Consider the following 17967-nt stretch of genomic DNA (forward strand, 5'->3'; position numbering starts at 1 on the left):
AAAGCGGCGTATCGCTGGTGTCAGCTGGAGCGATAGTTAGTGTCGTTTCGGGCTTCTTTGATGCTGCTCAGGCAGGTCGTGCAAGCAAACGCACGCTTTTATCAGGAGATATCAAAGCGTTTTGGGGATATTCAGTGGCCGGCCTGCTTCACTTAAGTCAAACCGCTTTTGCAATAAGAGCCATATTTAATCCACTGTTGCTAGGGCCATTAGGCGCGGCGATAATCTTAGGCGCACTCGCATATGGCGCAGCGAGATTGGCAAATAAAAAAGAGACCAGCCCACTTGAACGCTGGGCAAGACGCTGTTATTTCGGCAAGGCCAATGAAACCCCGGTCATTCATTGGGATACTCCTTATCATGCTGATACCGCACTTGCGGAGCTTAATACCGCAACTTTAGGGCTTGAGGCAGTCGTTGGATTTGTAACCCATAAAGCGGATTACTCTTTTACAGGAAAAATTGGCGGCCTAGTAAATTTAACGACATATCAAAAAATAAAATTCACCATCACCATGCCTGATTTCGATGAGCATAGATCTGGGTATCGTTGGTCTTTGATGGTGCATCGACAGGGGGACGGGAATGCTTTTGATTATGGTCGGGGCGAGAAAGTCACCACCGACGAGTTCTATATGCCAATCGACGCCAAGCCCGATCCAATAGATTCCAAGCTAAAGTCTTCTTATCCCCCCAAATTTATAGACTACAAGCTAGAAACAATGCTTATAAAAAATGCAGGCAGCACGACCAACAGAAAAGGGGTGAGAAAATACAAACAGCTCATTGGATCCATCGATCTCACTCCTGAATCCGGCAGGCCTAGCATTATCGCAGCTACGTTAACCCTTACATTCTGGCCAGATCGCAATATGCCAAGTGCTTATGCTGAGTCCACAGTGCTTGGGCTAAATGAATGAACACAAAAAAAACCGCCCTTTCACTGCGACCGCGCGGCTGGAAATTTGATTTACCCACACATCATGAAACCATCAAGCCATGCCCCCGCTCGAAGTATTTGCGGCCACCGCCCAATCATTACGATCACATTTATCTAGAGCTTTCTAGATCCTCGTTGAGAGTCCGGGGTTTTTCCTTGATCTTTGGCCCTCCATTGTTTCTCATGAGCATTTTTATAGAGATTCTTGGGTTGTATGTTGCTATTTTTAAATTTAATCAAATTGATTTTGAGATCATCGCAGTTGCCTTAAGTGCAATGACTTTTTTGCAGTTGTTGATATTGCCCACTATGCGCATGGATCTTGAGCTTCCTCGTGATGAGCCCATACGCTTCAATCGCCTTCGCCGAAAAGTGTACGTCTATCAGTACAAATATGATCATCTTCGAGTATTCAGCCGTCGTCGCTGGGGAGTACAGCCAAAGGTCTATGACTGGGACGACTTGCATGCTGAAGCGTGTAGTGTTTATCTGCCTATGGGGAACGGCGGTCTGATCGAGAACATCATCATTTCCGTCCGCAAACCCGGGACGGACGAAGTAATCGACCGGTTCTTCTTTTCCCATGATTGGGTGGAGGGACAGGCATATTGGACCATTGCCCAGCTTTTCATGGAGCAGGGCCCTCAAGCACTTCCAGACTTTGTACACCCAGCTAGGGATCGGAACAATGAGCCCACAGCCTTCGACTTCATTCCCCACTTCGCCCCTGCGGTCAAGTGGCCGGAAAAAATGGACCTTGAGTCCCGTTCGGCACCGTCTTCAGAAGAAGTGCTATGAGGCTACTGCGCCAAGCCGTACCGTTCCCTTAATTGTCTTGCCAGTTTCTGAAAGCGTCCACAGATCACTGATCTGTTTTCCAGGACAGTACATGATCTGTGGACGTCCTAGGCTCTGTACGAAAAGAGATGTCGCAAACACCGCATGGAGCAAGCCAGTGAGACCATCGCGGCATAACTTTTCGCGAGCTTGTCGAAGCGGGTCACTATTCGGCGGTTCTCTTTCAGCCAGCCAAACATGCGCTCGATGATGTTGCGCTGTCGGTATTTAGGCCGGTCATCCAGATTTGCAGATCGATCAAGCCTTGCTCATTCAATCTCAAGTGCAGACGTTTGTAGGAGCCTGAGAACGCGTCGTAGAAATTTTTCACACCTTCATTGGCGATTGTCACAACAGGTCATCCTTGTGGGGCAAAGCAGTGGATCGTTGATGTGGCTGGCGCCTCGCAAGCGCGGCGCTCAGCACTGAGGTGCCCGCTGGGCCTGGCTTCGGTCGCCGATCAGGCACAGCACCAGGGAGAGCACGATGGCGCCGATGCTCATCGTCATCCACGCGGTGATCTGCTCGTCCAGCAACAAGGCAGACCAGGCAATGCCCGCCGCCAATGCGGCGAAACTAGCGAACGATACGTAGATGCCGCCTGCCCGGCGGACCAGCTCGAAGAAGGACCAGACCTCCACGGCGGTGACGACCACCAGCAGCGCCACCGCCGACTGATGTTGGGCAAGGCCTTGGAAGCCGACCTGCGAGGTGGTGGTGATGAACAGAGGCAGCGCCAGCAAGGCCGCAATCACCGACTCATAGGCCGCCATGGTGAAGATGCCGAGCCCTTTCGGCCAAGCGGCGGCGACGTACAGGTTGTAGAGTGCGTAGCTGGCAGGAACGCCAATCGCCACGAGCAGCCAGAAGCGCGACGAGCCTTGTGGCAGCGCGGCGCTGGGCAACAGCAGCAGCATCGCGGCAGCCACGCCCAATGCCGCACACAGCACGTGCCAGACGGTGACTGTTGCCAGGCGAAGCAGAAAACCCAAGGCAATGCAGAAGACCGGTGTGCTCGTGACCATCAGGGTAATCAGCGTCGAGTCGATGTAGCGCGCCACTATCAGCTCGAGCCAGATGGGGAAGGCATAACCCAGCACACTGCAAATGACCAGGAACACCCACCAGGTGCGGGCGACGCGCCATGAACTGCGCGTGATGGCCATCATTGCCAGGAACGCGATTGCAACGCCCACCAGTGTTGGAAACAGGATCAGGTCAGCGTGAACCCCCACGCTGGTGATTTTCTTCACCAGCACGAAGTGAAGACCCCAGGTGCTGCCCATCAGGGCGAGCAACAGAAAATTGATATAGCGCGTCAATGCCTTAACTCCCTTTAAAAGAAATCGCCTGGTCTGGCGTCATCCATGCACGAGGCGTTGAGTGTGAACGAGGGGAGCAGCCCCCACGACTACCGTGTGGGCGATCTGCGCGGGGGAGAGCCCCGGCGGCAGGCCTTGTGGCCACCACTGGCGTGAAGCGTTGGTCTCACCGATGACCAGGTCATCGATGCAGTCAGAAAGTGAGAGTGATTTCACGACCGCGAAGACCCGCATGGCCACAACGTCTTGCGGATTGGCCAGCACGTAGGCACTCAATGCGCCAAACCAGGCCGCCGAGTCGGCCAGTGCGAGATCAGGCAGCAGATGCTGCATGGCCTGGTAGATTTCGTCCATCGCGTGGCTTTTGCTGGAGCACAGGTGGTAAGTGCTGTGGGCGTCAGCGCAGTGGCTCGCCGTGGCGATCACGGCCGAAGCCAGTTGGTGGGCGATGCAATCCGCCGGGCTGACTTCCAACTGCATGGGCATGATGGGGAACTGGCCAAGGCGCTGGCACACACTCAAGAACTGGAACACGTAGTCATTGCTGGCCTGGTCTGGGCGATCGACGCTGCCCCACAACCGGCCGCAACGGTAGGTCGTTGCCTTCAAGCCTGTATCGCGCAGCGTTTCCAGCAGCATTTCGATCATCCACTTGCCTTGCAGATAGCCAGACGCCACATCGCCCACCTCCGCGATCTTGCTGGCGGGCGACACGTTTGGCAGGGCGGGTTTGCTGTCGAACAACGCCAGAGACGACACAAAATGGAAATGCGCACCTGTAGCCAGGGCGAGGTTGATGAGGTTTACGCTGCCAAGCACGTTGGTGGTCAACAGCCCCGAGTAGGGCGACAGCATGTTGGTATCGGCAGCGCAGTGCACGATATCGCTGATGCTGTGCCCAAGCGTGCGCAAGCCTGGGCTTTCCAGGCCGAAATCCTTGAATTTCAAGTCGCCGACGAGGATATTCAGCCGGCGCAGGTCTTGGGTAATCAGCCCAAGGGTTTGCACCAGTCGTTGCTGGGCGGACTCGACGCTTTCCCCTGTTGGGTTGCGAATCAGGCAGTAGATCGGGCGTGCGGTTCTGCGCAACAGGTCCTTGACCAGATGTCGGCCGAGCAGGCCCGTGGCGCCCGTCACGAGAATGCCGTCTCCGGTGCAGGAGGACGGTGTCCTCTCCCGTTGGATCAGTCCTTTGAGTCGATCGAGTTCGGCGTGACGCCAGTCGTTGAACGGCAGGGCCTCAGGCTGTGCGGGCGTTGCATCGGCGAAGCCGTTCAGAAGCGTTCGCAAACTGCTGCAAGCGTAAAGCGCGGACATTGGCCATGGCTGGCCGCTATGTTGCTCCAGCAGCACCGACAGGCGCACGATCTCCAGCGAGTCTGCACCGTTTTCGGTGAGGCTGAGGTCCCAGTCGAGCATGCGGCCGGCCAGTATCGAACGAATGCCCGCCAGCAGCTCGCTGTGGGGGGGCAGGTCGCTGTCGTTGAGGTCGGTAACGTTCGAGGCGAACGCCTGCACTTTGTTGAAATCGATCTTGCCCGCGAGGTTGCGCGGCAGTTCATCCAGCACGACAAAACTGTTTGGCACCATGTAGGACGGAAGGTCCATGCTCAGTTCCTGACGCAATTCGTGCTGCGTGGCCTGCACACCGGGGATCAGCTGTACGGCGCACAGCAGCTTGCCTTTGCCGCCGGCTTCGCTCATGAACACACAGCAGTCGGACACCTCGGGCAAGGTGCGGATGATCGACTCGATTTCCCCCAGGCTGATCCTGAACCCCTGGCGTTTCACCACGTTGTCCATGCGGCCGTGGTATTCGAGCGCGCCATCGCGGTCAATTCGCCCCAGGTCCCCGCTCTTGTAATAGCGCCGTTGGCTTCGATCGCTCTCGAGCTGGACGAAAAACTTCACATCGGTCATTTCAGGGCTGTCGAGATAACCTGCGGCCAACCCGGGGCTGGAGATGCAGATCTGGCCCAGGCCGCCGAGTGGCGCAGGCTGGTCGAAACGATCGAGCAGCACGATCCGGCTGCCTGCAATGGGGTAGCCAATGGAAATGTCATTCTTGGCCGCGTCACTGTCGGCAGGTAGCCGCACGCGCTGCAGGGTCGTGACAACCGTCGTCTCGGTCGGGCCATAGGAGTTGATGAGCTCCGGGCGCGGTGCGGGCAGGCGGAACCAGGCATGAATATCGGACTGGTACAGCGCTTCACCGCCGACCACTACCAAGGCCACGCTCGGTGGAAAGCGCAGGTTCTGCGCACTGCAGGCGGTGCTCAGCTCTCGCCAGTAGCCCGTTGGCAAGTCCAGGAACGTGATGTGCTGCTGTTCGAGGAAGGCGAGAAACGGGGCCGGGCGCAAGTCCACGGAGGAGTCACGAATGACTACCGTGCCGCCTGCCATCAGGCAGGGGTAGATTTCCTCGACGGAGGCGTCGAACGATACCGTGGCGAACTGCAGGACGCGTGAGTGACGCGACAGGTTGAATGTGTGCCTGGCGACACTGGCGTAGTACGACAGCGCAGCACGTGAAACCATCACGCCTTTGGGGCGGCCCGTGGTGCCAGACGTGAACAGCACATAGCCACAACCCGTGTTGATGTGCGCCGACGGACGAAGCTTTCTTCGTGTGCCGTCGTGATCGATGATCCACTCGACCTGTGCATCCTCGATCATCAGCCGGCGCCGTTCGGCTGGGAGTTCCAGGTCTATTGGAATGTAGATCGCCTGCAGCGAAAGCAGCGCGAGCGCCGCAATGATGAAGTCGCTCGAACGTGGCATGCACAGCGCAACACGGCTGCCGGCCTTGACCCCATCGTGTTCGAGCGCTGTCGCCAGCGCCTTGACCAAGGTCGATAGCTGCCCGTAATCAAGGGACATGTCGGCTTCACGTATGGCGACCTGCTTCGGGTCCTGCGCCACGTGGGCGTTCAGAGCGTCCAGCACATCCTCGAGGATGACGCCCTGCAGCTTGCCCGTCAGCTCCGAGTTCGACTGCACAGGCCTGGCACGCTCGGCCAGCGCTCTTAGCGTGGCCCTCGGGTGAGCCTGCAGGGCGCCTGCGATGACACGCAGGGTGTCCAGGATCTCGTGGGCCAGCGCTCGGTCGAGCACGCGCGGGTCGAACCACAGCTCGACGGCGGCCTGGCTGACAGTCACTTTCAGCTGGGCAGCACCGAACAGGCCTTCGCATTGTTCGGTATTCGAGCATGCCTGTACCTGCCAGGCGCCTTGGGCGGTTGCGCGCAGGTCGTGCAAGCGTTTTTCGCATTCGGCACGCAGCGTTGCGGCGGGGGCCGACGGATCCACCTCAGGGCAAGGGATGTTTGCCGTGCGAGCGATGATCACACTGCTCACGTTTTCGACCCAGTTGGCGTACCAACTGGCCGTTACCAGCCAGGCACACAGCAGGTCCGTTTCGAATGCAAGGCCTGCTGTCCCGCAGGCCTCGGCGCGCTCCAGGCGCACCGACTGGTGATGCTTGGTATCCCGCTCATCTTGCACGCCTTGCACCTGAGCATCGCCTACCGAATCTGTGTGTCCTATTTCATTGAATGCCATCTTTGGATAATCCTTTATGTCCTTGGCTCAACGACCGTTACTTCAATGATTCATGGATAACACGGCACAGGTCATCGATTTGTACCGAGGTAACGCACAGGGGAGGGGCGATTTCGATCGTGGGATCGTTGCGGGTGTAGTACAGCGAGGTGATCACGCCGTGGTTTAGCAAACGCTCACGAATCAGCGCAACCTCTTGCGCTGTCGCTGGCGCTGGCGCGGACGAATCTGCCGACTTCAGATGGATGGCACGCAACAGACCCGCGCCGCTGAGGCCGCAAACCTTCGGGTGACCTGCAAACAGGCTGTGCAGTTTTTCTTCCAGATAGGCGCCCATGGCCGAGGCGTTTGCAAGAAGCTGCTCACGGCCGAGGATGGCGATGTTCTCCAATGCAGCCGCCGCCGCAGCAGGGCGCCCGCCGAACGTTGCGCCGTGGGCGAACATGCTCTCGTCACCTTGGGCAAAGGCAGATGCGACGCGCTCGCTGACGATTGTGGCGCCCAGGGAGTCGTAGCCGCTCGTGAGGCCTTTTGCACACACGATGATGTCTGCTTCGAGGCCATAGTGTTCGGCGCTGAACCAGCTACCCAGGCGTCCGAAGCCGGTGATGACTTCGTCGATGATCAGCAGGGCGCCGGTTTCCTCACGGATGCGCCGCACGTTTTCCAGGTACTGCTCGGAAGGGGTTGTCATGCCATTGCTGGTTTCGACGGTTTCCAGCAGTACAGCCGCCACATCCTTGCCCTGGCCTGGGGTTGCACCGAGCAGTTCTTCGAATGGATTACTGCTGTCACGCATCGATGGAATCGTTGTCGTCATGGGCAGCAGCGGGCCGAACTCCTCTTTCAGCGAGGGAAAACCACAGACCGACAGGGCGCCCAGCGTGACGCCATGGTAGGCATGGTCGCGAGATACCAGCCATTTGCGCTGGCTTTCACCCAGCTTGACGGCGAAGGCCCTAGCGACTTTAAGGGCGGTCTCCACGGCTTCCGAACCGCTGTTGGTGAAGAACACCCGTGCATTCGCGCCCACCACGGGGCGCGCAAGCTCTGCCAGGGTTTGCGCCAACTGGATAGTGTAGGGATTGGCAAAGCTGAAGGGCGAGCAGAACGCCAGTTGCTTGGCGGTCTGGGCAGCGGCATCGACGATCGAGTCGCGGCCATAGCCTACATTCACGCAGTAGGCGCCACTGATGGCATCCATATAACGCCGGCCTTGCGCGTCCGTGACATAGATGCCTTGTGCAGAGGCCAGTGACGTGGGGAAGGCGTCTGTCTTGCCAAGTTGATCGGAGGGGAAAAAGTGCAGCCAGGTGTTTGCGAGTTCAGGGGAAGACGTTTCGACAGGCATGGGGAGTCCTTGCGCTTGTGATTCAAGCGCTGATGTCATCAGGAACCGTGGCTGCGCGATCCAGGAAGAATCGCGCGCTGGATTATTATTGGTAGTGCGCGCCGCTTTGGCCGGCCTTGATCGTCGCCGCCGTGAAGGGCGGAAGCCGAACGAGCGTCTGCGCAGTGGATGTGGTTGCCGTCAACGGGTCGGTAAGGAACAACTGGCTGTCGCCTTGAAGGTTGATCAACAACTCACGGGCAGAGAACAGGTGTTCGGTTTGACCTGGCGAAACGTGATGACGGAAGGTCACGGCAGCACCTGGGACGTCTGTCACTTCAGCTTCTGTACCAATTAGGATCTGGTGGTCCAACTCCAGGCCGAAGATATCCTGGTAGATCATCAGTTCGACAAAGCCACGCAAGATATGCGGGGCGGCAGGATCACCAAAACGTTCCAGTGCATGGGATACCAGGTTGTCCAATACCCAGCGACCATGCGCCTGGTCGACAGACGTGTGAACGTCAAAGTAGTGGCAGTCTACCTGGCCGCTGAAGATTTCCCGCACGGACTCGCCCAGCTGCTTCTGCCAGACAATGAAACAGGCTTCATTGCGGAAGAAGGCGCCGAGGTATCGGAGGAACTTACTTTTATCGTGGCAGATTTGATACGTATACGCCGAAACCAGCATGTTGCTGGTCAGGAAGTGGTCCTGATAGGCGTCCGGCGTATCGCTCAGGCCCAGGTCGACCATGGTTTTCTCATACAGGTGGCTGTGCTTGTCCTCGGGGACGCCATTGCCCATCTCATCCTGATAGACCCGAAGCAGGTGTGACTGCAGGGTACCGAACGCACCGGTGGCATAGAGGCCCATCGGCGCACCTTCGATCAGGAACTCGATGGAGAACTGTGTCAGCAGGCTGCGCATGAGCGCCTGGCCGTTTGGATCATGGAGGATATGGGTGAGCGTCGGGTCGAACTCGCCGTTCTTCAGCCGCGCGAATTCTTCGTCGAGCTGGCCGCCGAAGAAGGCTTTCAGCTGGTCGGCCGTTACCGAGAAGTCGACTTTGTCCAGCTGTGAACTGACGGGAGCGAACACGACGGCTTCGAGTGTTCTCAGTTCATCCAGGGCCTTCTTGCTCTTGTCCCTGCCGTAACGCGCATCGAGATGGTCTTGAATATCGCCTTCGATTTCCTTGTTCAAGAACAACATGTCCTGCTCGTAACAGCCAATCAGGCGCTTCACATTTTTATTCATGCGAACGCCCAGCAACTCCTCTGTGGCAAGGTGAAGATTAACGGTATTGCCATTGGGCAGTGGGTAGGAAAGTCGCAGGGCATTATCCAGGTGCTTCATTAGAAATCCTTTCTTTTTTGTAAGCGAGACTGTTCCCGGTGCAGGGGAGCGCAAGTTCAGGGCAAACGGTGTTACAGCTTTTATATACGCAGCCGATTACCTTCGCCGGGCGCGGGCTCAACGAGCGCGCCGGTGCGAATAACGTTCAGGTAACTGCAGGGTGCGAGGGGCAAGCGTTTGGGTGGAGGGGTCGCAACGCAAAGTTGTGCGTTGTTGTGGCGAGGGTGCAATAAACAAGCGGCGACGAAGTGCGCCAGGAGGCATGACCGAGCATTGATTCCATTCCATGAAATAACAGCTTGTCCTTGTTTTGAATCATAAAGACGCAAGGCTGTAACTGTCAACGCAAAAAAGATGACAGGGGCATCAAGTCGGTGGCGGGGGTGTACGAAGGCGGTTGTTAAAAATAGCGTTCAATTTGTCGCTTTTTCTGGGAAAGTTCAGGCGGCAGTTAAATATTATTAACGGCTTCTGCTGCCGGCACCTTCCGCTCTCCCTAGGCTCTGTACGAAAAGAGATGTCGCAAACACCGCATGGAGCAAGCCAGTGAGACAATTGCGGCATAACTTTTCGCGAGCTTGTCGAAGCGGGTCACTATCCGGCGGTTCTCTTTCAGCCAGCCAAACATGCGCTCGATGATGTTGCGCTGTCGGTATTTGGGCCGGTCAAACAGTATTGGTAAGCCAGGCTTGGGCTTGCGCTTCATCGAGCGCAACGGGATGACGGGCTGCATTCGATAATGGTCGCAGTAGCGGCGTAGTGCTTCGGCGTCGTAACCCTTGTCGGCGAGCAGCCATTTGCAGCGCTTGCGCGGGCGGCCATGTTGGGTCGATGGAATGCTGACCTCGTCCAACAATGGTTGTGCGTAGCTGATGTCACAGGTTTGACCACCAGAGAGGAGAAAGCGCGGCGGTGTTCCGTTGGCGTCGCAAAGCATGTGGATTTTGGTAGTCAGGCCGCCGCGACTGCGACCTAGAGCATGATCGGCAGGCTCGTCAGGCCCCCTTTTTTCCCGGCGCCAGATGAGGCTCGGGTTGCGCGTACTGCGGTTGAGTCGATCATCCAGGTTTGCAGATCGATCAAGCCTCGCTCATCCAATCTCAAGTGCAGACGTTTGAGCATCTGCTCGAAAGTCCCTTGGTTTCGCCAGCCCCGAAACCGTTGATACACCGTTGACCATGGGCCGAAGCGCTCGGGCATATCTCGCCATGCAGCACCCGAGCAGAGCACCCACAGCCCAGGCCTCGTCCGTGAGTTCGTAGCGCCTTGCCATCACAGAATTCCTTTCCGTTAATGGCGCATGACTCTACAAAATCTCAGCGCTGGAGGAGCGACGATTAGGTTTCTCGGGATTTCGTACAGAGCCTAAGAATCAAAGCGCGCCGAACACCTTCTTAGCCAGGCTGGTAGCCGCCTGGGCTGGATTCTGGCGAATGCTCTGCTCTTGCTTGGCAATCATCTCGAACAGGCCATCCAGCGCTTTCTCGGTCACGTAGTTCTCGATGCTGGCACTCTTGGCGTCGACCACGCCCAACGCGACGGCCTGGCCGGCGAAGTTGTTGTATTGCTGCGCCAGGCCGACCTTGTCGGTGGCCTGCTTGACGATGGGCAGGAACTTGGCGCGGATCTCTTCGCGGCTGCTCTTGTTCAGGTACTGGGTGGCTGAATCCTGGCCGCCTGCAAGGATGTCCTTGGCATCGGTCACGGTCATCTTCTTCACCGCATCCACCAGAATGACCTGGGCTTGCGGCACAGCCGCTTCTGCGGCCTTGTTCATGCTGTCTTCCAGGGCTTCGACTTGCTCACCCTTGCCGAACATCTTCATGGCCTTGGCGGCCTTACCCAAGTTGCCCGGCAATTCGATGCGCACGTCCGGGTTGTTGCTGAAGCCGCCAGGCGTGCTCAGTTGCTTGACGGCGATTTGGGCGCCTTGGGTCAGGGCGTCCTTCAAGCCGCCGCTGGCATCTTTCTGGGAAAGGTCGCCCAGCGACAAGGCCAGGGCGCTGGCCGACAGCAGCAGGCCGGCGCAGAGGGTGGTGAAGCGCAGGGAGGTGCGGATCATGGGTATTTCCTTATAGGCAAAGTGGGCGGGTCAGCGCACCGGGTCGACTTTGATGCGCACCGGCTGCGGGTCGCTGCCGTCGAGCTTGACGCCGTGATGTTCGGTATTGATGAACAGCAGCTTACCGTCCAGTTCGATGCGTGCGCTGACGGCATAGCGGTGGCCAGGCTTGAGCTGGGCGGGGTCGTAGGTCAGGTGGAAGGGCAGCGGGACGTTGCCTTTGACCGGGCCGGCCTGGTTGGCCAGGGTCACTGCCGGGGCGTCCATCAGCGATACATCCTGCAGGCTGACGCTCAAGGTAGCCGCAGGCGGCAGGGCGATGCGCTGCACATAGAAGACTTCGCCATCCAGGCTGGCCTGGTGCGATGGGGTGTTGCTGGAGCAGGCTGCGAGCAGGGATGCGCCACACAGCATGAAGAGCTTTTTCATGGAATCTCCGGTGTCCTTGGGGTCGGCTTTTGGCCGACCCCAAGGACTTTAGCGGATTTTTCCGGAGGATTCAGCGACGCGGCTTGCGCAGTAAGATTTCAGCACACGAACCGCGAGGCCGTGTGCCTGTTGGATTACTTGATGCGGTTGCCACCGTGAATGCCGGCCGCAGGTGGCGCAAGGTTGCCGCCGTGTATGCCATCTATCGCCTTGGCGACCTTGTCGACCGTGACCTGCTGCTTACCGAACACCTTATCCGGGAGTATTGGATGTTCAACCGTGGTGATGTAATGCAGCTGGCCAGCTTGCTCGATACGCACCGCCAGCGCATAACGGCGGCGAGGGTCGACCTGGCTGTTGTCGAAGGTCAATTGCAGGTGGACGGGCATCAGGCCACCACAACGCAGGCGCAGTTCGGCAAGGCTGATGGCCGGCACGTCGGCCTTCGAAACGTCAAGCAGACTCAGTTTGACGAGGGCGGACGGTGGAAGCGTGTTGTCGCCAGACGAGACAATCTCGACGTTGATGGTTTTCAGTTGCGTCATGTTGCGCTCCTTGGGAAGGATGTGAGGATGCAGCACGCTGATCGTCATCCTTCCCAAGGGCAGAGGGCAGGCTGAAGGCCTACCCTTGCACGTTATCGGTGGGCTCCTCTCGATGCAGTGCCACCTGACGGATCGACAGTCGCAGCTCTGCCGACAGCACGCGCTTGGCCACGCCTTCGGCCAGCTCGGCGAGCTTGTCGTGGTAGCCCAGCTTGCCTTCGGCGTCGGGCCGCAACACACCCTGGCCGATCAGGGTCTGGATGAAATGGCGGAACAGCGTCTTGTCGAAGAACTCCGGGGCGTTGAGCCCGTGGAGGATCGACAGGCGCTGGGCCATCATCACGCACAGGTCTTCCAGTTCTTCGGCGGTCAGGGTGTTCTGGCCGCTGTTGAGCAACAAGGACGTCGCCATGTAGAAGCGTTGCAGGATCTGAGTGATGGCGCGGGCCAGCAGGGTCAACAGCACGAACTGCCGCGAGCTAGGGGCCGGGCGCAGGTAGACGCCGTTTTCGAAACGCAGCAGGCCGTGCTCCACCAGCGCGGCCAGCCATTGGTCGATGACATCCTCCAGCTGTTCTGAGGTCCAGCGCAGGAACAATTCGGCCTGCAGGTACGGATACAACGCCTGGATGTATTGGCCAATCAGCTCACGGCTCATGCGCGAGCTGCTCTGGAAGAAGCTGGCCAGCAGCGCCGGCAGCGCGAAGATGTGCAGGACATTGTTGCGGTAATAGGTCATCAGCACGGCGTTGGCTTCATCCAGGTACAGGATGCGCCCCAAGGCGTCCTTTTGCTCGGACAGCAGCCCCATGCCCTTGACGTGCTCGATCAGGGCTTTCCCGTCGCCCTCCGGCAGGGTGGTATGCGCAGAGTAGGGCACCTGGCGCAGCAAGGCCAGGTAGAGGTCCAGCACGCGGGTCAGGGCGCGGTCGTCCAGAGCCAGTCGGCTGGTGGAAAGCAGCGCCAGGGCCACCAGGTTGACCGGGTTGATCGCCGCGGCCTCGTTCAGGTGACGGGCCACGGTTTCGCCCAGGCGTGTGGTGGTCTCATTGAGCCAGGCCGGGCGGAACTGCGGGCCGAGTGCCTGTTCGCGCCAACCGGGTTGTTGCTGGTCGAGGAAGCCGGCCAGACGGATCGGCTCGCCGAAGTTCACGTAGACCTGCCCGAAGCGCTGCTTCAGCGCACCGACCACCTTGAAGATGTCGAAGATCGACTCCTTCTTCTTGCTCGCCCCGCGCAGCTCGCCCAGGTAGGTGCGGCCCTCCAGTACGCGTTCGTAGCCGATGTACACCGGCACGAAGACGATCGGCGTGCGCGAGGAGCGCAGGAAGCTGCGCAAGGTAATGGCCAGCATGCCGGTGCGTGGCTGCAGCATGCGACCGGTGCGCGAACGGCCGCCCTCGACGAAGTACTCGACCGGGAAGCCCTTGGTGAACAAGGTATGCAGGTATTCGTTGAACACCGCCGTGTACAACGGGTTGCCCTTGAACGTGCGGCGCATGAAGAACGCCCCGCCACGGCGCAGCAGGCTGCCGATGACCGGCATGTTGAGGTTGATGCCCGCGGCGATGTGCGGCGGGGTGAGGCCGTTGCGAAACAGCAGGTACGACAGCAGCAGGTAGTCGATGTGGCTGCGGTGGCAGGGCACGTAGATGACTTCGTGACCGGGCGCGATGCCCTGTACCTGTTCGATATGGTTGACCTTGATACCGTCGTAGATCTTGTTCCAGAACCAGCTCAGCACCACCTCGAGGAAGCGGATCGCCGTGTAGGTGTAGTCCGAGGCGATTTCGTTGCCGTAGCGCAGCGCCTGGGCCTCGGCCTTGGCATAGGGGATCTTCTCGCGCTCGGCTTCGTCGCTGATCGCCTGGCGTACCAGCGGGTCGTGGACCAGCCCCTTGACCAGGTTGCGCCGATGGGAGATGTCCGGGCCGATGACCGCGGTCTTCAGGTTGCGAAAGTGCACGCGCATGATGCGCTGGGCCATGCGCACGGTGCGCTCGTGCCCCTTGTTGTGTTGCACCAGCTCGCGCAGGTGGATGGGCGCGGAGAACTGCACGCGGGTCTTGCGGCCCAGGATCATGATCGTCAACAACCGGCGCAGGCGGCCGGTGACGGCCCAGCTGTCGGCGAACAGCAGCTTCCACGGGCTGGACTCGCTGGCCGGCGATTGGCCCCAGAACACGCTGACCGGGATGATCTGCGCATCTTCCTCGGCATGCTGGGCGACTGCGGCCACCAGGCGCTCCAGGGTGGGCGGCGCGCCGCGCTTGTCGTGGCGGCCGAGCCAGTCTGGGTCGGGCGTCAGGTAGAAGAACGCCGCCGGTTCCTGCAGCGGGCCCACGGCAACCGGCAGCACTGGGCGCGGCAGCCCGGCCTTGGTGCATTCACGGTCGACCACGGCCAGGTCGGTCAGCGAGGGCGAGGGCAGGGCGTAGAACACCGGCCGGCTGCGGTCGAGTTTGAGGGTCAAGGAGGACTGGTTGATGGTCTCGGAGCGCACCCACAGGTACAACAGGCGACGCAGGGCGCCGAAAATCAGCCGGCGCAGGGGGGAACGGGTCATGGGTGTGTGCCCTGGGTGAATTTTGGGGAATATCCAGGCAGTTAGTCTGCCGTATCTGTACAAGTTCGGCAAAATTCGCCAAATCTCGTTCCCGTCATGAAATTTTTTTGTTCGCTGTCATATACTCGGTCCGCAGCTTGCAAGATATTTCAGCGAGCTGCGTCGGCACGGGGAGGTGACCTCGTGCTTGCAAGGCGATCTTCAAAATAAAAATCCGGAGTAGTTCAGATGTCGTCTCGTGAGACTGGGAATGTAAAGTGGTTCAACGATGCCAAGGGTTATGGCTTCATTCAGCGCGAAGGTGGTGCGGACGTGTTCGTCCACTATCGGGCTATCCGCGGTGAGGGGCATCGTACCCTGGTCGAGGGACAGCGGGTTGAATACGCCCTCGTGCAAGGCCAGAAAGGCTTGCAAGCCGAGGACGTGATCGGCCTCTAAGGCCTCTGGCTACACGCGTGAAGCTTCAAGCTGCAAGTTGACCGTGGAACTTGCAGCCTGATGCTTACCCGCCAGCGCTTCAGCTGGTACGCCAGGTGATTTCCTGTTCACCGTCGGCGCTGATGCGGACCCAGCGGTCGGCATCTTCCTCTCCATCCTCCTCGGCCCAGCTACCCGGTGCGCAGCGTACTTCGACGCCGAGCGCGGCATAGGCGGCGCGGGCGCAGGCGATGTCGTCGTCCCACGGCGTCTGGTCGCTTTCCAGGAACAGGCTGTTCCATTTCCCTACAGCCTTGGGTACCCAGGTGACCGGAATGTTACCGGCTGTGCATTTCCAGGTCTGGCCACGTTGCTGCCATTGGCTGCAAGGGCCCAGGGCCTGGCCGAGCCACTCGGCCACCTGCTTGTGGTCGACGTCGGTGTCCTTGAGGTAGATCTCGATATCGGGTTGGCGCATAAAAGGGCTCCGGTGTGCTCAGTCTTGGCGCACGAAATAGTCATAACGCATGGAAACCGTGACCTCGAACGGCTCGGGCTGGTCGATCACCCGCGCGCGCTTCTCGGCGCTGGCGCGCCAGCCGTGCGGGGTCATCGCCAGCAGGTCGGCGCGTGCCTGCGCCTCGGCCAGTCTCAGGCGAAACTCCAATACCTCGCCATGGGCGTGGTGCATGCCCTGCGGGACCAGGGCCAGGTGCTTGTCATCGGCGTACGGGCGTACTTCATCGTAGAGCACCTCGCGCAGTTCCATCAGGTGGCCGCTGGTCGGCCCGACCCGCATCAGGCCGCCGCCGGGGCCGAGCAGGCGCTTGGCCTCCTGCCAGTCCAGCGGGCTGAACACGCTGGCGATGAACTGGCAGCTGGCGTCGAGCAAGGGCACCCGGGCCATGCTCGCGACCATCCAGGTTACCTGGGGCGCGCGCCGGCAGGCGCGCTTGACCGCCTCGCGGGAGATATCCAGGGCATAGCCATCGGCGGCGGGCAGGGCCTGGGCCAATTGCGCGGTGTAATAGCCTTCGCCGCAACCGATGTCCAGCCAGGTGCCGGGCTGGCGCTCGGCGGCAAGTTCGGCCAGGCGCCGGGCCACCGGAGCGTAGTGGCCGGCGTCGAGGAAGTCGCGGCGCGCCTGGACCATGGCCTGGTTGTCGCCGGGGTCGCGGCTGTTCTTGTGCTGCACCGGCAACAGGTTCAAGTAGCCCTGGCGGGCCCGGTCGAAGCGGTGCCCGGCGGGGCATACCACGCCGTTGTCGAGGCGGGTCAGGGCGGCCTGGCAAAGAGGGCAGGCGAGCATCAGGCGAGCAACCGTACCAGGGTCTGGTAGTAGATCTCGGTCAGCAGTTCCAGGTCGCTGGCCAGGATGCGCTCGTCGACCTGGTGGATAGTGGCGTTGACCGGGCCAAGCTCCACCACCTGCGTACCCAACGTGGCGATGAAGCGGCCATCGGAAGTACCACCGCTGGTGGACGGTTGGGTGTCGCGGCCGGTGACGGCCTTGATGCCGGCGGACACGGCGTCGAGCAATTCGCCAGGTTCGGTCAGGAACGGCAGGCCGGACAACGCCCAGTCGATGCTCCAGTCCAGCTGGTGCTTGTCGAGGATCGCCGCCACGCGGGCCTGCAGGCCCTCGACCGTGGATTCGGTGGAGAAGCGGAAGTTGAACACCGCGACCAGCTCGCCCGGGACCACGTTGGTCGCGCCGGTGCCGGAGTTGAGGTTGGAAATCTGGAAGCTGGTCGGCGGAAAGAATGCGTTGCCTTCGTCCCAGTGCTCGGCGGCAAGTTCCGCCAGGGCCGGGGCAGCCAGGTGGATGGGGTTGCGCGCCAGGTGCGGGTAGGCCACGTGGCCCTGCTTGCCGCGCACGGTGAGCTTGGCGCCGAGCGAGCCACGGCGGCCATTCTTGACCACATCGCCCAGCAGGGTGGTGCTGGACGGTTCGCCGACGATGCACCAGTCCAGGCGCTCGTTGCGCGCCCGTAGGCGCTCGACCACGGCCTTGGTGCCATGGTGGGCAGGGCCCTCTTCGTCGCTGGTGATCAGGAAGGCCACCTTGCCACGGTGGTTCGGGTAGTCGCGCACGAAGCGCTCGCTGGCCACTACCATGGACGCCAGGCTGCCTTTCATGTCCGCGGCACCGCGGCCACAGAGCATGCCGTCGGCATCGATCAGCGCCTCGAAGGGCTCATGCTGCCAGGCCTGCACCGGGCCCGTGGGCACCACGTCGGTATGGCCGGCGAAGCACAACACCGGGCCGTCCTGGGTGCCGTGGGTCGCCCAGAAGTTGTCGACGTCTTCGATGCGCATCGGCTCCAGTTGGAAGCCGACGGCGCCCAGGCGATTCATCATCTGGGCCTGGCAATCGGCATCGACAGGGGTGACCGAAGGGCGACGGATCAGGTCGCAGGCCAGTTGAAGGGTAGGCGAGAGCTCGGCAGGGGCCGTCATGAAGGACTCCGGGGGCAAGGCGGGCGGGGAAACAGGGGCGTTATCTTATATCAAATGGATCCAGGCGGCACGGCCCAATCGCCGGCAAGCCGGCTCCCACAGGTGCATCGCAGCCCCTGAGACTTGCGCTGTACCTGTGGG

At 60.1% G+C, this 17967-nt stretch carries 14 protein-coding genes and 3 pseudogenes; 3 read left to right on the forward strand and 14 right to left on the reverse strand.

Features of this window, described 5'->3' with window-relative positions; all coding sequences use genetic code 11:
- Together IRZ56_RS22105 and IRZ56_RS23320 are read left to right on the forward strand one after the other, a co-directional pair.
- Positions 1-920 (forward strand): annotated as a pseudogene (locus IRZ56_RS22105) (oxidoreductase); the annotation flags it as partial.
- Positions 917-1738: a DUF6708 domain-containing protein gene (locus tag IRZ56_RS23320; RefSeq protein WP_328312060.1), complete on the forward strand. Its 822-nt coding sequence runs from the start codon at positions 917-919 to the stop codon at positions 1736-1738. The pseudogene IRZ56_RS22105 and the gene IRZ56_RS23320, both read left to right, overlap by 4 nt.
- Positions 1739-1845: 107 nt before the next feature.
- Here IRZ56_RS23320 and IRZ56_RS22115 read toward each other — a convergent pair.
- The 11 genes and pseudogenes from IRZ56_RS22115 to plsB form a co-directional block, all read right to left on the reverse strand.
- A pseudogene (locus tag IRZ56_RS22115) lies at positions 1846-2022 on the reverse strand (transposase); the annotation flags it as partial.
- Entirely contained in the window at positions 1962-2129 is a 168-nt protein-coding gene (locus IRZ56_RS22120) for a hypothetical protein (protein WP_196146899.1), read from the reverse strand. The pseudogene IRZ56_RS22115 and the gene IRZ56_RS22120, both read right to left, overlap by 61 nt.
- Before the next feature lie 67 nt (positions 2130-2196).
- Complete coding sequence (locus tag IRZ56_RS22125) at positions 2197-3099, reverse strand: DMT family transporter (RefSeq protein WP_196146900.1); 903 nt, start codon at positions 3097-3099, stop codon at positions 2197-2199.
- A 39-nt stretch (positions 3100-3138) separates the two neighbouring features.
- Positions 3139-6567 (reverse strand): non-ribosomal peptide synthetase, encoded by a 3429-nt coding sequence (locus IRZ56_RS22130; protein WP_196146901.1) that lies wholly within the window; start codon positions 6565-6567, stop codon positions 3139-3141.
- 130 nt (positions 6568-6697) lie between these two features.
- Entirely contained in the window at positions 6698-8011 is a 1314-nt protein-coding gene (locus IRZ56_RS22135; protein ID WP_196146902.1) for an aspartate aminotransferase family protein, read from the reverse strand.
- A gap of 85 nt (positions 8012-8096) precedes the next feature.
- Positions 8097-9347 carry an iron-containing redox enzyme family protein gene (locus IRZ56_RS22140; RefSeq protein ID WP_196146903.1) on the reverse strand — a complete coding sequence of 417 codons (1251 nt, stop codon included), beginning with the start codon at positions 9345-9347 and terminating at the stop codon, positions 8097-8099.
- 496 nt (positions 9348-9843) lie between these two features.
- Positions 9844-10583 (reverse strand): annotated as a pseudogene (locus tag IRZ56_RS22145) (IS5 family transposase); the annotation flags it as partial.
- 136 nt (positions 10584-10719) lie between these two features.
- Positions 10720-11409 carry a DUF4197 domain-containing protein gene (locus IRZ56_RS22150; RefSeq protein WP_196146904.1) on the reverse strand — a complete coding sequence of 230 codons (690 nt, stop codon included), beginning with the start codon at positions 11407-11409 and terminating at the stop codon, positions 10720-10722.
- Positions 11410-11439: 30 nt separating this feature from the next.
- Positions 11440-11838 (reverse strand): YbaY family lipoprotein, encoded by a 399-nt coding sequence (locus IRZ56_RS22155; protein WP_196146905.1) that lies wholly within the window; start codon positions 11836-11838, stop codon positions 11440-11442.
- Positions 11839-11972: 134 nt separating this feature from the next.
- The gene (locus IRZ56_RS22160) at positions 11973-12383 is read right to left on the reverse strand and encodes a YbaY family lipoprotein (protein WP_196146906.1); all 411 of its coding nucleotides are present in this window, start codon (positions 12381-12383) and stop codon (positions 11973-11975) included.
- A gap of 79 nt (positions 12384-12462) precedes the next feature.
- Positions 12463-14949: a glycerol-3-phosphate 1-O-acyltransferase PlsB gene (gene plsB, locus IRZ56_RS22165; RefSeq protein WP_196146907.1), complete on the reverse strand. Its 2487-nt coding sequence runs from the start codon at positions 14947-14949 to the stop codon at positions 12463-12465.
- Between the two features lie 228 nt (positions 14950-15177).
- On the opposite strand from plsB, the gene IRZ56_RS22170 reads away from it, so the two are divergent.
- Complete coding sequence (locus IRZ56_RS22170; RefSeq protein WP_084854326.1) at positions 15178-15387, forward strand: cold-shock protein; 210 nt, start codon at positions 15178-15180, stop codon at positions 15385-15387.
- Positions 15388-15466: 79 nt separating this feature from the next.
- Here the strand turns inward: IRZ56_RS22170 and IRZ56_RS22175 are convergent, their stop codons facing one another.
- Genes IRZ56_RS22175 through dapE form a run of 3 tightly spaced genes read right to left on the reverse strand, consistent with a single transcriptional unit; the run spans position 15467 to position 17826 of the window.
- Positions 15467-15844, reverse strand: a complete 378-nt coding sequence (locus IRZ56_RS22175) for a hypothetical protein (RefSeq protein WP_196146908.1) — start codon at positions 15842-15844, stop codon at positions 15467-15469.
- An 18-nt stretch (positions 15845-15862) separates the two neighbouring features.
- Entirely contained in the window at positions 15863-16675 is an 813-nt protein-coding gene (locus tag IRZ56_RS22180) for a putative RNA methyltransferase (protein WP_196146909.1), read from the reverse strand.
- The gene (dapE, locus tag IRZ56_RS22185) at positions 16675-17826 is read right to left on the reverse strand and encodes a succinyl-diaminopimelate desuccinylase (protein ID WP_196146910.1); all 1152 of its coding nucleotides are present in this window, start codon (positions 17824-17826) and stop codon (positions 16675-16677) included. The genes IRZ56_RS22180 and dapE overlap by 1 nt, the downstream gene beginning before the upstream one ends.
- Positions 17827-17967: the final 141 nt, after the last annotated feature.

Source organism: Pseudomonas guariconensis (assembly GCF_015680235.1).
GTDB lineage: Bacteria > Pseudomonadota > Gammaproteobacteria > Pseudomonadales > Pseudomonadaceae > Aquipseudomonas > Aquipseudomonas guariconensis_A.